The organism is Haladaptatus sp. T7 (genome assembly GCF_026008575.1).
Lineage (GTDB): Archaea > Halobacteriota > Halobacteria > Halobacteriales > Haladaptataceae > Haladaptatus > Haladaptatus paucihalophilus.
In genome coordinates this window covers 205,917-220,857 of the sequence record NZ_BROP01000006.1, presented here as the reverse complement: position 1 = coordinate 220,857, position 14,941 = coordinate 205,917, and the positions used below count along the sequence as shown (strand labels likewise).

Annotated in this window: 16 protein-coding genes; 7 read left to right on the top strand and 9 right to left on the bottom strand. The window is 54.9% G+C overall.

Translation table 11 applies throughout. The features are described from left to right. Nucleotides 1–64 precede the first annotated feature (64 nt). Nucleotides 65–433 (top strand): helix-turn-helix domain-containing protein, encoded by a 369-nt coding sequence (locus OPC11_RS16835; protein ID WP_007981347.1) that lies wholly within the window; start codon nt 65–67, stop codon nt 431–433. A gap of 1 nt (nt 434) precedes the next feature. Then, nucleotides 435–746, top strand: a complete 312-nt coding sequence (locus OPC11_RS16830; RefSeq protein WP_007981349.1) for a hypothetical protein — start codon at nt 435–437, stop codon at nt 744–746. Nucleotides 747–1,470: 724 nt separating this feature from the next. Here OPC11_RS16830 and OPC11_RS16820 read toward each other — a convergent pair. Then, nucleotides 1,471–1,704 carry a hypothetical protein gene (locus OPC11_RS16820; RefSeq protein WP_026178018.1) on the bottom strand — a complete coding sequence of 78 codons (234 nt, stop codon included), beginning with the start codon at nt 1,702–1,704 and terminating at the stop codon, nt 1,471–1,473. A gap of 577 nt (nt 1,705–2,281) precedes the next feature. Between OPC11_RS16820 and OPC11_RS16815 the strand changes: the two genes are divergently transcribed. After that, the gene (locus OPC11_RS16815; protein WP_139025525.1) at nt 2,282–2,827 is read left to right on the top strand and encodes a ferritin; all 546 of its coding nucleotides are present in this window, start codon (nt 2,282–2,284) and stop codon (nt 2,825–2,827) included. A gap of 590 nt (nt 2,828–3,417) precedes the next feature. Here the strand turns inward: OPC11_RS16815 and OPC11_RS16810 are convergent. From OPC11_RS16810 to OPC11_RS16790, 5 genes are all read right to left on the bottom strand, one after another. After that, on the bottom strand, nt 3,418–5,517 hold the full coding sequence (locus OPC11_RS16810) for a type B DNA-directed DNA polymerase (RefSeq protein ID WP_264782683.1): 2,100 nt from the start codon (nt 5,515–5,517) through the stop codon (nt 3,418–3,420). A 4-nt stretch (nt 5,518–5,521) separates the two neighbouring features. Continuing rightward, a complete protein-coding gene (locus OPC11_RS16805; protein ID WP_026178017.1) occupies nt 5,522–5,794 on the bottom strand; it encodes a hypothetical protein in 273 nt (90 codons plus the stop codon). Then, on the bottom strand, nt 5,781–6,461 hold the full coding sequence (locus OPC11_RS16800; RefSeq protein WP_264782682.1) for a hypothetical protein: 681 nt from the start codon (nt 6,459–6,461) through the stop codon (nt 5,781–5,783). The genes OPC11_RS16805 and OPC11_RS16800 overlap by 14 nt, the downstream gene beginning before the upstream one ends. A 72-nt stretch (nt 6,462–6,533) precedes the next feature. Next, on the bottom strand, nt 6,534–7,535 hold the full coding sequence (locus tag OPC11_RS16795) for a Cdc6/Cdc18 family protein (protein WP_264782681.1): 1,002 nt from the start codon (nt 7,533–7,535) through the stop codon (nt 6,534–6,536). Nucleotides 7,536–7,764: 229 nt separating this feature from the next. Beyond that, nucleotides 7,765–8,001, bottom strand: coding sequence for a hypothetical protein (locus OPC11_RS16790; protein ID WP_264782680.1), 237 nt, complete (start codon nt 7,999–8,001; stop codon nt 7,765–7,767). Between the two features lie 315 nt (nt 8,002–8,316). On the opposite strand from OPC11_RS16790, the gene OPC11_RS16785 reads away from it, so the two are divergent. Continuing rightward, on the top strand, nt 8,317–8,736 hold the full coding sequence (locus OPC11_RS16785) for a hypothetical protein (RefSeq protein ID WP_264782679.1): 420 nt from the start codon (nt 8,317–8,319) through the stop codon (nt 8,734–8,736). Between the two features lie 1,431 nt (nt 8,737–10,167). On the opposite strand, the gene OPC11_RS16780 is transcribed toward OPC11_RS16785, so the two are convergent. The 3 genes from OPC11_RS16780 to OPC11_RS16770 form a co-directional block, all read right to left on the bottom strand. Next, a complete protein-coding gene (locus OPC11_RS16780; RefSeq protein WP_264782678.1) occupies nt 10,168–10,572 on the bottom strand; it encodes a hypothetical protein in 405 nt (134 codons plus the stop codon). Further along, a complete protein-coding gene (locus OPC11_RS16775; protein WP_007981367.1) occupies nt 10,569–11,450 on the bottom strand; it encodes a ParA family protein in 882 nt (293 codons plus the stop codon). Before OPC11_RS16775 ends, OPC11_RS16780 begins: the two co-directional genes overlap by 4 nt. Nucleotides 11,451–12,149: 699 nt before the next feature. Continuing rightward, the gene (locus OPC11_RS16770) at nt 12,150–12,569 is read right to left on the bottom strand and encodes a helix-turn-helix domain-containing protein (protein ID WP_264782677.1); all 420 of its coding nucleotides are present in this window, start codon (nt 12,567–12,569) and stop codon (nt 12,150–12,152) included. A 454-nt stretch (nt 12,570–13,023) separates the two neighbouring features. Here OPC11_RS16770 and OPC11_RS16765 point away from each other — a divergent pair, with 454 nt between their 5' ends. Genes OPC11_RS16765 through OPC11_RS16755 form a run of 3 tightly spaced genes read left to right on the top strand, consistent with a single transcriptional unit; the run spans nt 13,024 to nt 14,875 of the window. Beyond that, the gene (locus OPC11_RS16765; RefSeq protein ID WP_306421027.1) at nt 13,024–13,632 is read left to right on the top strand and encodes a methyltransferase domain-containing protein; all 609 of its coding nucleotides are present in this window, start codon (nt 13,024–13,026) and stop codon (nt 13,630–13,632) included. A 26-nt stretch (nt 13,633–13,658) separates the two neighbouring features. Further along, complete coding sequence (locus OPC11_RS16760; RefSeq protein WP_264782676.1) at nt 13,659–13,889, top strand: hypothetical protein; 231 nt, start codon at nt 13,659–13,661, stop codon at nt 13,887–13,889. 14 nt (nt 13,890–13,903) lie between these two features. Then, nucleotides 13,904–14,875 (top strand): NAD-dependent epimerase/dehydratase family protein, encoded by a 972-nt coding sequence (locus tag OPC11_RS16755; protein WP_007981370.1) that lies wholly within the window; start codon nt 13,904–13,906, stop codon nt 14,873–14,875. Nucleotides 14,876–14,941 lie beyond the last annotated feature (66 nt).

The following is a 14,941-nucleotide window of genomic DNA, read 5'->3' as shown; positions in this document are numbered from 1 at the left end:
CGCAACCGTCCGCGTTCAAAACCCATGGACCTATTAATCCGACAGGCAGTCATTCGACCGAAACGTGAGTGAGGATCCAGCGCTGGGTGAGCTTCTCGATATCCTCAGTGACGAGTACGCCCGGGAAATCCTCGCAGCAACGAGTATCAAACCAATGTCCGCACAAGAGCTTGCCGACGAATGTGAGATGTCCAAACCGACGGTCTACCGCCGAGTGGAACGGTTACAGGGACACGGACTCCTCGAAGAGCAGACCAAGATTCGGACCCGCAACAATCACTACAGCGTTTATACGGCCACGCTGTCGGAGGTCTCTATCGAGTTGGACACCGGGTCCTTCGAGGCGGCCGTAACGCGCACTGACGAATCGTTTCCCGGGGAACGGGAGAGCGACACCGCCGACCGCTTCAAGAAGATGTGGGAGGACCTCTGAGATGGCACCTGTAGCCACCGTCATCGATTGGGTTATCATCGCGCTCGCCCTCGGGTCGACGCTCGTCGGTAGTTACGTTGGCTATCAGGCCTACCGTGGGTATCGCCGCCACGACAGCCGAACGATGCAAGCACTCTCCATGGGCCTGTTTTTCCTCACTGCCGTCGCGTTCAGCATCGCCTTCGTCGGTTCGCTGCTACTCCGCGAGGGCTACCTCGGTTTGCAGTACCAGCAACCGCTCACGCTCGTCACGCGACTGTTTCAGTTCTTCGGCGTTCTGCTGATCGCCTACTCGCTGCATTCGCGCGGGTAGCCCATAGCGGAACCGGATGCCCGGGGGGAACCGATTCCAAGGCCCGTTCTGTCGTCGCTACGGTAATGGATGTTCAATCGAAGTGAGCACTCCGTTTCTGTTGGCCGACTGTCCACCTGGTAGGAGAGTTTGTTGATCGTTCAAAAAGAATGCTATATGTTGCCGAGTAACATCTAAAACCTATAGTACACCTTGCTTGGGCAGAGCGTATGGAGAACACGTCATCATCGCAGCCAGAGCCATCGATACGAACGACACACTCAGATACTGAGTCGATTACTGCTGCCGTGGTGACGACGGTGACTGAAGCGAATGGGACGGCGCCTGCGACCCCTTCTACGAGGTGATTGACCCCGATGCACTCGAGGATCTCTATCAGCATGGCTCACCGATGGTGAGCTTCGAGTATATCGGGTTTCACGTTACGATTGATTCTGATCGCACGGTTTCCGTTGCTGACATAGATACGTAGAGTGCTCCGAGTTGGAGCTGTTCCCATCCGATTCATTACCGCCGTCACCGAGGTTCTATCCCGCCTGCACCAGCGCTTCGTGGTGAGGTTGTTCTGTGTACGAAACGACCTGCAGTGAGGAGTTGTACTCAATCACGCCATAATCGACAAGTTGGGCAGATGGAGATGATGGAGACGAGTTTACAATTGTTACAGAGCGTATATTTGGCGCCATCGCCGTCTGCTTCGGAGTGACGTGGTAGTCCCCTTCGACTAATGTCTGTGCGTGAAGATCAATGCGCGATCGTCTTCGACGCCGACGCAGAGGTCGAGTTGCAATGAGAGGTTGAGGCTCGTCGGGTTCTGCTTGCAGACGACGAGGTCTTCGAATGGTTCGTCGCATGCCGGACATGCCACTGAAACCGTGTTCTGGTACGACTTGATCGACTGGTTCTCCTCCTGGGGCGTTAGTGACGACACCAGGGACTTGAGGTCTACCTCGTCCATGCCCGTCGAAACGAATTTCTCCCCCATAAACGCTTTGCAGGTTCAGATCGACCAGTCTGGGACCGAATCTCCACTCGGTCGGCTCGCCGTTCATCATTCCACTACGAGGGAATGAGGAGGGAAGTAGACGCGAAGGGGATGCGCCACGAGACGACGGGAGATTTTCATCCAAATTGTGGGACCAATGTGAGCAAGCCGACTATGGCTACGAACCACTCGATCTCGATTTGAGCGCACTTCGTACTCGAACAGAAGTATTCGTCGACCGAATGGATGCACTCGTAGATCAACTACAAAAGGAAGACTGAGGAAAGTCAGCAGGTTGAGGACAAGTATCTCAACGTCCTCGAACACGCGAAGAACGTCACCAAGACGAACGACGTGATGGTCGCACGGTTGGTCTATCGAGAGGTGGCAACGCACTATAGCTGTCAGGGGTGTTGTGCCGGATACAGAGGGCGTAGTCAGTATCTCCAGAACTGCACATACCCATCACCCATCCATCATATACTTCGAATAGGGGTTGGTTTCGTTGACCCCAACAATGATGCCATGGCCAAGCGTTAACCTAGACGTTATGCTCAAAGATTCGCTCGAGGAGGCATTGAACGAACAGATCAACGCTGAACTCTACTCGGAGTACTTGTACCTCTCGATGGCGGCCTACTACGAGGATGAAGGTCTGCCCGGGTTCGCGTCGTGGATGCGGGCCCAGGCCGACGAGGAGCGTGCTCACGCGATGCGAATTTATGACTTCGTCATCGAGCGCGACGGACGAGTTACTCTGGATACTATTGACAGTCCGCCAAAGGAGTGGTCCAGTCCGTCTGACGCCTTCGAGGCAGCCTACGAACACGAGGTCGAAATAACCGGGATGATCAATGACCTCGTCGCACTCGCCCGTGAAGAGAACGACAACGCGACCGAGAACATGCTCCAGTGGTTCGTTGCGGAACAGGTCGAGGAGGAGGCGACAGCACAGGCCGTTCTGGATAAACTCAAGCACGTCGGTGACGACGGTCCCGGCCTCCTGATGGTTGATCAGGAACTCGGCCAGCGTGGTGGCGCCGGAGGGGACTCGGGCGGAAACGAAGCGTCCACATCTGAGCCCACGGGCGAGTAATCAGAGACAGTGGCGTCGAACTTCCGACGACACATGGTGAATAAGCGCGTTCTATTCAGCAGTAGCTGGTCGAACTACCAGCACTCAGCTAAGACTGGGCTACCGAATAGGAAGTATCCAGCAGGCCAACTGTCTGGTTGGAGATGAAGTGAGGAGTCGTCATTCCTCCGCAAGGACGACTTCGGGCATGTCATATGGCCCGTCGACCAGCGACCAGTGGGGTCCATAGAATCAAGCCGCAAAGCGCATGCCACCGTCGGGGGCTGGCAGCCAGTTTTGCACCTTCTCGGGGTTGTCCGGTTTCTCGTGTTTCACGTGAACCGCCTCGGGGCTTGACCCCGAGGCACTCGGCCTGGTCCGCCTGTAGAGTGCGAACTGCCACACCGAACCATTATATCAATTCAACTATATTTAGTACATATGTCTGCATGGGAGGACAACCGCGACAATCACCTGCAGTGGCAACTAACTCTCGGGCAGCTCAGATACCTCCCGCTCCGGTGCTGGTGCACGATTGTCAGTATGAAGCCGTGGCACTGGGTACTGTTGATTGGTACACCATCCGGGCTCGCTCTCGCAGCATACAAACGTTACCTAAACGACGTCAAACTCGACTCGGTATACTGCTCTAACTCCCGTTCAATATCCAATTCTCGCCACCCAAGCGGTGACAATACACTCGCTGTCGCACGAACCAACAACTCCCGATAAAACTCGACATCATACTCGTCTACCTCCTCACTTGCCAATTTCACCCGCTCCCGCGATTTCTTCGAATCGTCCACCACCACATACGAGACACTCTGACCAGGCGCACGCGCCAACCCCAAATCCGCCGCCCGCTCCAGTGCCGCCACACTCCGCGTCGATTGCGTGTAGTCCTCCCGCTTTTTCGAAACACGATTCGTGATCACCAACTCACTCGGATCGACTACCCCACGCTCAAGACGATTGACCCACGACCGTAGTTCCCCACACACCGCCTCTGGATCACGATACGCATCCACCGCTCGAATCAACGCTTTCTGCGCCTCATCGATATACGACGGCGTACTCCGCTGGCGACACTCGATGCCCCGATATTTGTACTCATCTTCTCCGGCGACCTTTCCGAAGTACTTCGTCAAGGCACCAGCATCCGAATCACGTAACGGCACAAACGAGATCCAGTCGTAGTGGGCTTCGTGCTCCAGCCGAATTTCCACTTCTTCAGAAATCTCCGAGACAAGCTCCGAAAGCGACGTCTGTTCCTCGCCTTCGATCGGCGTCACCCACACACTATCGACGATACCATGCACAATGCGCCACCCGTTCTCCTCGAGCACTGCTTTCGTCTCCAACAGAATCTCCCGAGCATACGCGTTGATCGCCTCGTGGCACTCGATCCGTCCGAACTTCGCATTCGAAAAGCCTTGATAGCCGAAACAGGAGACCAAAATCCACTTGATCGCACTCGATTGGCCTTCCAACTCGTCGCGACGTTCTTCGTCCTCAGTCTCCCGAATCTCGGCTTTAATCGCATCACGATCTTCGATCAACGGCTCAAGCACATCCGGAAGGTACCCACGCTCATCACAAATCGAATACCCGATGCCCGGCACATCTTCTCGACCAGCATGGCACTCACACCGAATCTTCTCAGGGCTCACATTCCGCGTGACGATGATACTCGGATACAACGAGGAGAAGTCGAGTTCGTGGACATCCTCGTGCAGCCCGACGTCCGGTGTAAACGTGAACCCACCTCGGTCGGCGTCGTGCAACTGGCGCATCGTTTTGAACTGCTCGTGTCGCCACGAACGCCACGGGACAAGCACATCCCGTTCACGAGCTTCTTGGATCTGAATCCCGGTCAGAACATTCCCAATCGAGGACCATGCCAACTCCTGCAGCGGTTTGCCCGACTGCTCGACGAGATACAGACAGCCGTCGAGATTCGTCTGATTCCACATGAACGTATTCGAGCCATCGATGATCACCCGACCGGGCAGATTGTAGCGTGCCGGGGAGTGCCCGACTTGCCCGTAGCTTTCGTAGGTCGATTCACCCGCCAACTGCTGCCATCCGGGTCGTCGTCCAAGCTGGAACTCTACGTCGAGTCGGTCGGCCTGCTGGAAGAGGATGGGAATGAGGTCGCTGGTGTTCAGGAACAGAACGTCGGGGTCAACCGACTCAACACGAGCCGACAATGCCGTTAACACGTCCGCACCACTCCCAGTCACCATCTCATCGTCGATCGTAAGTTCAGTAACTTGCTCACTCGCAAGCTCCGTCTCCGACACAGCAATCTGCATCTTCGAGAGTTCGTGTTTCGGCAACGGATCGATTCCTTCTTCGAGACAGTAGCGGAACTCTCGCGAGAAATCAACGTTGTAGCAGCGATACTCACCAGGAGAGCCCCACTTGCTCACCATTCGTGCCACTGAATTCACCGCCTTGAGGTCAACTACATCCACTCGGAGTACTTGCTCGGGGTCGTGCCGAAAGCTCACGCGTCCCTCAACCACAGCAACCCGCGTAACGGCAGGATGGTCCCGAAGTGCAGCACGTGCCGTCGAAAAGTCGCCATCACCATGGACGGACACATGGATCGTCGGCGTGTACGATTCATCTACTTCACATTCCACCCCCGACTCGGTTACCGACCACCTGAACACGTCGCCGTCAACGGAGTCGATTTTGTACACCATCGTCTCATTCCCGATCGTTGAGATCCTGCTCGAGATGGTCGAGACGGTCTTCGAGGTCGTCAATCTGCTTTTGCTGTTCGAGGATAATCGAGACGAGAGCGGGGATTTCTACGAGCCGAGGCGTCTGCAATCCGCTCGCATCCGCGTGTGCCCGTGCAAACTCGAACAGCCGGTCGAACACCTGCTGGTCAGCACGACGAAGGCCGCGTCGATACTCCCCCCATCGATTCTCCATCGCCCGAAGGAGGTCACGATACGTCGAATTAGTTCGCCCCATGGAGGCTCACCTCCGTTCGAGTGGTGGCACTCGCACCTTCGATAGATGGATGCCGCGTCGTGAGCACCTGTTTCCAAAACGCGAATGTCGTCTGCACCAAGCCGTTCTCCAGCGAGTAGACCAGCGTTTCGAAGTCGTTGCCAGTAAATCGAGGACCGAACGTCGTCCCTCGACAACGAACGACGTCGTCTACCGCCGCTCGAATCGGTGCGGTAAACGAATCGTCGGAATCCAGAGTCACTAGAATCGGACTGTCGGTTTCAGCCGCGAGTTCGGTGACGAACTCGAGACCCGCTGCCAGCATCCGTTTTCCATCACCCTGACCCAAGTCGTCGGAGCGGTAGAACCAGTCGAACGCGGGGAGAATCACGAGCGTCGTGTCAGCCGTGACGGCCGACTTGAGGTCCCGCAGAAGGCTCGAATGTTGCCACGGCGTGAACGCACGAGCGATACGAATGCGGTCGAGCAAGCGCATCGATGGTGCAATTTGTGCGAGTGGCTGTGTGGCTCCGTGTCTCTGTGCATCAACCCAGATGGCAGAGCCATCTTCGAGCAAGAGGTGGTCGAGAACGAGCGACTGAAGTGCACCAGTCGTTCGGTCATCCACTTCGAGAAGTGTTATTCCACTGCCGAGCGTCGGAAGCGTCGGTGAGTTCTGATTCATCATCACGAATAGACGTGTCTCTCGGTACAACCATAGGCAAGACTGGGTCGCTTCCAACGCTTCCGAAAGCGCGAATCAGCGGAGTTGGTATGTTCGCGCTCGATTCTTCCCATCGGCCACGACGAGCCGATAGTGCTCCATTTTCGAGAGGTGATTTCTGACTGTCCGATTTGTTTTCGGATTCTCGACGCGTTCCTGATATGCCTCGTAGAGTTCCCCCGGATTGAGTTCACCCTCTTCTTCCAAAATGTCGTAGAGGGCGCGCTGATGAGCGTTGAGTTGACTGATCGTTTTCTGCCGAACTTCGCGCTGGCCATCCGGGATTGCCTCATCAACGATATCGGTTGAAATGTAATCCAGACCACTCTGGTCGGCGCGACGTGCCGCGTTCCTGAGAATGCCGATTGCGACCCGTGCATCACCCGCTGCTGCGTCTGCGATCAGTTCGAGTTCCTGGTTTCCGATTGCGCCTTCCGAAAGTCCCCACTGGACACGAGCACGGAGGATCGAAACGAGTTCGTCGAGGTGGTACTTTTCGAACGGAACGCGAACACACGTCCGCAACCGGCTGGCCAATCGACCGTCGAGATGGGAAAATAGCTCGTCCTCGCGGTTCGTAATGAGTACCATCGAGATGGTCGGCATCCGATACAAATCATACAAGACGCTCTTGTCTTCGAGTTGGTCGACTTCGTCGAGGATGACGATGAACTGTGGTCCATCGTACCGCTGAAGACGGTCGAGGAGTTCGTCTTTCGGTGTCGATCGACGATGGATGTTGACGGTTTTGCCAATGCCTTCGAGAATACGATAGAGGACTTGAAATCGCGTGTAATCCTGCCAGCAGTTGACGTACTGGCGGTCGATATCGAGAACGTTCTCACGTAGTCGCTCGATGGTGAACTTCGCGATACAGGTTTTCCCCGCGCCGGACGGACCCAATAGGAGCGATGTTTCGCCGTTTTGACCGTCCATGATGGGTTTGAGTGTATTCGAGAGGGTGTTGATCTCGGCGTTGCGATGCTCGACCTCTTCCGGGACGAACTGTGGTTGCAGGACGCGAGCATCGTGAATCATTGTGTTGTCCGTGTCTATTCCGCCCGCGATAATAAACGGAAGTGGGCAAGTTCCAATTCTTCCGAAAACATCGTCCGTTCAGGAGCGGTATTGACGACACCCAATAAGAAGCAGTGGTATCTCGACCGTTTTCCACACTAGATCGAAGCGACGATCTGGATGCCGTAATCAAGTGTGACGCTGGTTCGATCATCTCCTGAATAATAATTGACAAAATATGACGGCTTCGCTATTCAGCCCCGTAATCAGTGAGTCGGAGTTTTCCCTCGACTTCGTAAACATGGCCCTTATTGTACAATCGTTCGATGATATCTTCGGCAGCAGGCCGCTCGAGATCTTCTTTCTCAGCTAGAATAGCATAGGTTTGCTCGTAAGTAAGTTCACCACCGGGTGGGAGTGTGCTCGCGAGCGCATCAAGTGCTTCTTGCGCAAGTGGAGTGAGCGGCGACGTCTCGTTTGGACCCATACGTGCGACCAAATTCGAGGACACGACAGGTAAACCCTCGGACAGAGTCCACTCGTGACACTACCTAGCTCATCGTAACAAGGGGAACGAGCAAACGACGTGGAAGGATGGGTTAGTCTGGGCACAGGAGCCCACGTCGTCTACTGGGGTACGCTGACTGCAATCGACGCTTCGTATCCGATGGATAAAGACGTCAGCCAACCAGAGCGGAAGTAAAACTGAAGATACGGGAAGATTCGCGGCACTAACAACGTCGAGCCGAGAGCGCATTGCCAAGGCGAATATCCATGAGTTAGTATGCTATACTAACCTCCAATGCCCAACACGATCAAGCGGTCCGGCGATGGCCTCGCTCTCCAAGTCACAAAGCCTGCCCGAGCCGCTGAACTCGTCGAAGAGGCCGACGACGAGCCAACCCGTCTCGCAGACATCCGCGTATTCGCATTTGACGGCCTTCTTCTTGTCGTCGACCTCGACCGAATCACCGACGAGAATATCGTCGAACTCGCGACATCAGCCGCGCTCGACACCGTCTCGATCCACCGAGTTGCAAACGCTTCACTTCAGATCGCAGGGAACGGCTATCAGGTCCAACTGCCGGGTGCCGCAGATGCAGGATTTCACGTCGGTGATCGAGCACCCTGCACACCAGCGCCAAATCTACTCGTGATTGCAGCAGACGAATCGGGACGAGTGGCAGCCGACATAGCGACGATTCGTCGAGAGCAGGTGTGAAATCGTCCGCTCTTGGTTAGTATAATATGCTAACGGAAGACGGATCCCCACACCCCTCGTTTTCAGCGAAAACAGAACCGCTAGCTGATTCTCAACTACTCTACTAGTTTAACTAGAATGTATAGTAAGTATCTATGGGTAGACGCAATATTAGCGGCGTGGTTATGAGGGTAAAAATCGGTTGTAGCCGTCGTGTTTTTCACTGAAAGCATGGTGTCTGACAATGAAGCCATTCCCTCGCTTTTAAGTTATCGTGTTCTGCTCGAATCAAGTAGGTATTCACTCGATTGTTTTCACTGAAAATGAGGGGTGTCTCTCGTCGCTTTTTGACCACTAACCGTCCATATCCATCCGTATGATGCCGGGCAAATCCGTGAAATTCTGAGTAAACGGCGAGATACATTCCAACCCGATGTTCTCGAAAATGGTGTTATCCCACGCGTAGCAGCGCTTGCCGCGCGTGAGCATGGTGACGCACGGAAAGCAATTGTAATTCTTTCGAGCGCTGGAAAGCCGGCTGCTCGGAATAGCGTTTCTAGTGTCACAGAGGAGCATGTCGATGCAGCATAGGATTATGCGGAAATGTCGCGGTTCCAAGAGCTAATTCGGGGATCGACTCCCCATTCGAAATATATCCTATTCGCGCTCGCCTATCTCCAGAAATCTTCCCTGAAACAAGCATTCAGCACAGGCGAGATCTACCGTGTGTACGAAGACGTCTGTAAGAGTGAAGGAACTGATCCTCTCAGTCACCAGCGAGTGCTGGAACTGTTGAAGGAATGGGGCTTTAGTGACGTCACTGAAAATCGGCATACTGGTGTGGTAAGAGTGAAGGGAGCTATCGGGAACACTCCCTCTTGCGCGACTCGGATATGGTTCTCGATACTGTATTTGAACAGCCAAAAACGAAGCAGAATATCGTGTCTGATCTTCAAAACAACTAATCCTACGTTGAACATTCAAGAAAGCTGTTGCTGGTTCAAATAACCTATTCCAGCTGAAGTTAGTATTCGATACTAACACCGAATCGTTTTTCTCGAGTTTGCTCTCCGTCAGATCGTGCCAGGACTGGTCTGTAAGCGTAGTTCGCAAATTTTCTGACTGCTGCGATGTCTGAGATTCGTACGATTCGAACGAGTCGGTAGAATCGTACGATGTTTAAACATCCTAACGGTTAAACGACTGTGACATTCTCGCCCGTCTTAAGGGGGGAGCGTCAGCGAGCGTGTAGGCAGGGTATTTCACAAAGACGCTGTTTTCCAGCGTGACTTTTCCGACATCGAACCCAATGAAGTTGATATGAACATCGATCTCGAGAAACCGTATCGTGGAATGCAGACTGCAATCTTTGATAGTCTAGATGATGCAGGCCGCCTGTGTGCTTGGTAGACCGAGGACGAACTTTTGGAATGTGCTGAAGCACTCCCCTAGCTACTGCTCTTCGTCGACACCGCGTGCGTCAAGGATTAACTGTGCCATCTTTTCGGGATTTTCCGCCGCTAACCGAACCATCGCATCGTGAACTTCACGACTCTCGTGATTCCGGACACCAGCATCCCGCAACTCTCGCGTCATCTCTAAATCACGTGCATCCTCAAACTCCTGCCACGATTCTTCGCGTGTGTAGATACTCCGTCGGAGATCTGGAGAAAACTCGAATGCAGGCGTCTCTCGTGGGTCTTTTGGTTCTTCTGACGTTTTCGATTCGTGCGACTCGTGCGATTCGTTCGATGTTTGCGATTCTTCCGATGCGCCAGACTCGGACGAACTGCTCGAAGTTGATGGCTTCTCTGTTCCCTCGTTGATTGCATTTTCGAGATCGTCAAACGCAGTCATTTGTGCACCACCTCCCCCTGCTCGACGATTTGAGCGAGCTCGTCGTAGGCTTCGAGCTGATCGCACGCCTCATCGTAGTCTCGAAGTGGAACACCTTCATCGTGCGCACGATCGATCGCCGCTCGGTGTCGAATCCCCGGAAGATTACCGTTTTGTTTCCCTTGATCGATCGCTTCCCAATCATCACTGGTTATTCGTGCATAGTTCGGTACGAGCTTTGAAACACCATCCCGATTGTTGATCTCCTTGAGGAGTGACCGGTCGCGGGTATCTTGGTCGATACGATCTTGTAAGTCCGTGGGTGTAATCGCGAGGATGTTCAACTCAAAGTACTGCCGTGCTTCTTGAACGAGCCGTTGAACAGTGCTAGAGAGCCCGCTTTCATACCCGCTCTCTGCGCGAAGGGGGATGATAATGTTCCCTGTTGCGTACATGGCGTTGTCGTTCAACTTCCCGCGATTTGCTGGACAGTCGACCACAATGTACTCGTACTCGTCACCGAGAAGCGGATTGATGAGGTTCTCCTTGAGTCGTGTCGTTCCCATTGTCGCTTCCTTTAGCCCACTCTGGACGTCTTCGAGTTGCACGTGGGCAGGGAAAATATCGAGCCCGTGGCTTACTGTTTGAATGTATTGCGTTGGATCCTCTCCGTTGATAAGAACGGCTTCGGCGTGATTCTCTTCGGCACTATACTGTTCTGTGAATCCGAGGTTCTGGCTCATGTGGCCGTTGTCGTCGAGGTCGACAACGAGAGCTGAGCCGTTTCGATGAGCTAACTCACGAGCGAGGTTAATCGCCGTCGTTGTCTTTCCGAACCCGCCTTTGAGTACGCCGACAGAAACGGCGCGCGGTTCTCCGCTGTTGTGTTCCCCTGCCATGATTGATTCTCCTGCACTCAACGAACTCCACGATTCGTGAGATTCGTACGAATCGCAAACATCGCTTGAATCTTGAAGTTCGTAAACTTCGCGAGTGCCTCTGTTCCAACCATCTCATCAGAATTGTATAAACGTTATGTGCGAATCGTACGAATCTCGAGAATCGTAAACATCGTACGAAGTCTACCGGTAGAGCGTACGGCCTCCCCCTCGGGACTTGACCCTGTGACGGTTCACTGTACAAAATCTTCTCCACCAGTCCACAAGCTGAGAGACGGGCTGCCCCTAACGAATTCTACGAGTCGTACGAACCGTAAACATCGTTCAAATCGTAAACATCGCACGAATCTCAAAGCTCGTCAACTATGCGCGTGCCTATGCTCCAACCGTCTCATCAGGATTGTATAACTGTTATAAGCGAATCTCGCGAATCGTAAACCTCGCGAGAATCTTAAGCTACGAGACTTGCCGTCGTCGGTTCAGGGGCTAAGAAACAAAGCTATTCTAGCGAACTGTACGATTCCTATGAATCGTAGACTTCGTACGAATTGCAAACATCGCACGACTTTCAAAGTACGTGGTCTTCTTACGTCGGTTCAGAGGTGAGAAACAAGGCTGTCCAACGAACTCTACGAATCGTGAACATCGGTCGAACTTCTCACATCGCAATTAGCGATATACCCAAACTTATCCCATATGCTAGTTTGCGCCAAGACGTGATAGTTGGGTCATGACTGCATCTGTCCACATGTATAGCTCCTGCTGTAGCCACTCCGTGGTTTCTGCAAGTGGTTGAGCGACATGCAAATACCTGACACCACCACTACTGACAGTGCGTGGATACCGAGTGACCAACTCCTGTTCATATAGCGGCTGCAGTTGCTTCCCAATCGTACTCTGATCACGGTCGAGAATTTCCGCGATTTCAGCGATCGTGCTGTGGTGATGATTGAGAACAGTCAGGTATACACGGAATGCTGCTATATGGACTCCACAGACTGTGGCCATCGTCTCCGTGAGCTCCAATTCGGATTTCTCATCAAGCAGTTGTTCGAATCTCACTACTCGTTCATCTGGGAGTGTTGTACCCTCTGCCAACTCATGGTCTTCTGTTTTCATACGTGAGCGGACTAGTGACGTCTAATAGGTCTTTCTCACACATCGACCAAATCGTCCTCAAACCCCGCTCTAATCCGATTTTGACGACACGCAATTCGTACTCTTTATTGGGAGATACCATACTCACCGCCGCACGAACTAACAAGTCTCGATAAAACCCGTCACTATGGCATCAATGTGCGGGAGGTCGTTTCCGCAAACGTTCAGAAGGTCGTTGGCACGCGCTCTCTCGACTACCTGCTAGTGTTCGCTTTCGGGATCGTATTTCGCTTCTACCCAATCCAACGGGCGGGTCGAGTCAACTCCGTACCCACGACGCACAGAGAAGCTGCTATCCGAAAAGTCGCGGGCAACTGGTAAATATCTGGGTGCTACCGGAGAGGTGGTCGACTTGATCCCACGGGAGCGAGTAGACAGGGTGATAGCGTGGGGATTCGATGGTCAACACAGACGAATGACCGACGACTTCCACAGAGATCTGAGCCACCTCACTTGGGAGGAAGTGTACGATCGACAGGTTGCACGCGATGAATACGTTTCCAGGTGGCTCGACGAGATCTCGCTCGAAACTGGTGACGTGGTCGTCGAGGTCGGGAGCGGTCCCGGCCACACGGCGCTACGCACGGCTCAGCGAGTCGGACCGTCGGGTACTGTGTACGCCGTCGAGAGAAATGGAGACGCCCTCCGCTACCTCCAGAGGACGATGGATAAGACAGACGTCGGAAACGTGGAGCCGATTCACGCCGACGCGGAGGCGCTCCCTGTTCGGTTCAACCGGCCGGTCGTCGCGCTCCTCACGTACGTCCTCCACCATGCCGACCACCCGACGCGTCTGCTCGCCGAACTCTCTCAGGCACTGCCCACCGAGTCTCGCCTCTTCGTCTGCGAGTACCACCCCAACGGCCCTGGTGAGGAGGGACCACCTATCAATCACCGACTCGCGCCGGATCGACTCCACGACTGGCTTGGGGACACCGGATTCGAAGTCGACCGATTAGTTGGCTTCGAAAACGAGAGCTACGCCTTCGTCTGTCGACGCACCGCGGGCGACTCCGGGCTGTAACGCTCCACTCGTGGGCGAGGGGTATCTTGCGCACGGAGGCGGCCAACATCAACTTGGGTAGCGCAAGTGGAGGCGATGAAGATCCGGCTGATGGTATCCACGGCGAACTCGCCGTTGAGGGCGGTGAACTCGAGCTGGTCAGCGACGTCGAGCGCACCGACCCCGACCGCGCCACCAAACTCCTCGGATGCGACACGCATGTCGCCCGGACGAGAGCCGAATCAGTCCGGTATCCAAATTCTTTTCGTGAGGACTAGCCATTGCGCTACCCATGCGAGTTACCGTCATCGGAGCCACCGGACACATTGGCACCTACTTGGTGCCACGACTGGTGCGGGCAGGCCACGAGGTCGTCGCAGTCAGCCGGGGAGAGCGTAATCCCTATCAAGACGATAGCGCGTGGACCGACGTCGAGTCGGTCGAAATCGACCGCGAAACCGCCGAGGAACGGGGCGAGTTCGGCGAGGAGATTGCGGCCACCAACCCGGACGCCGTTATCGACCTGATCTGCTTTGAGCTGGAGAGCGCCGAAGCGCTCGTCGCGTCCCTACGCGGTGAGGTCCAACACCTACTGCACTGTGGGACGATCTGGGTCCACGGTCCCAGCGACGTCGTCCCCACGACAGAGGACTCCCCTCGCACGCGCCGGCCGCTCGGCGAGTACGGACGAAAGAAAGCCGAGATTGAGGCGTACCTGCTTGATGAGGCGCGACGGAACGACTTCCCGGCGACCGTCCTCCACCCTGGACACATCGTGGGCCCCGGCTGGGAGCCCGTCAATCCGGCGGGCAACTTCGACACCGACGTGTTCTCGCGACTCGCGCGGGGTAAAGAAGTCGCGCTCCCCAACTTCGGACTCGAAACCGTTCATCACGTCCACGCCGACGACGTAGCACAGGGCTTCCAGCGTGCGCTCGAGAACTGGTCAGCGGCCGTTGGCGAGAGCTTCCACGTCGTCTCGCCGCGGGCGCTCACCCTCCGCGGCTACGCCGAGGCCGTCGCCGGGTGGTTCGGACGAGACGCCGACCTCACATATCTGCCGTTCGACGAGTGGGCCGATCGACCCGAATACGACGAGGAGGACGTCGAGATGACCGAGGAACACATCCGATACAGCCCAAATATGAGTATCGAGAAGGCGCGCGAGAAACTCGGATACGAACCGCGATACACCTCGCTCGAAGCGACCCGCGAGGCGGTTGAGGCTCTGATCGAGGCCGGAGAGGTCGACTCGAGCGAGTAGCGCACCCGCGCCGGAAAATTCTAGACTAGGAGCGGTCACGACTGCTCGGGCCACTCGTCCTCATCG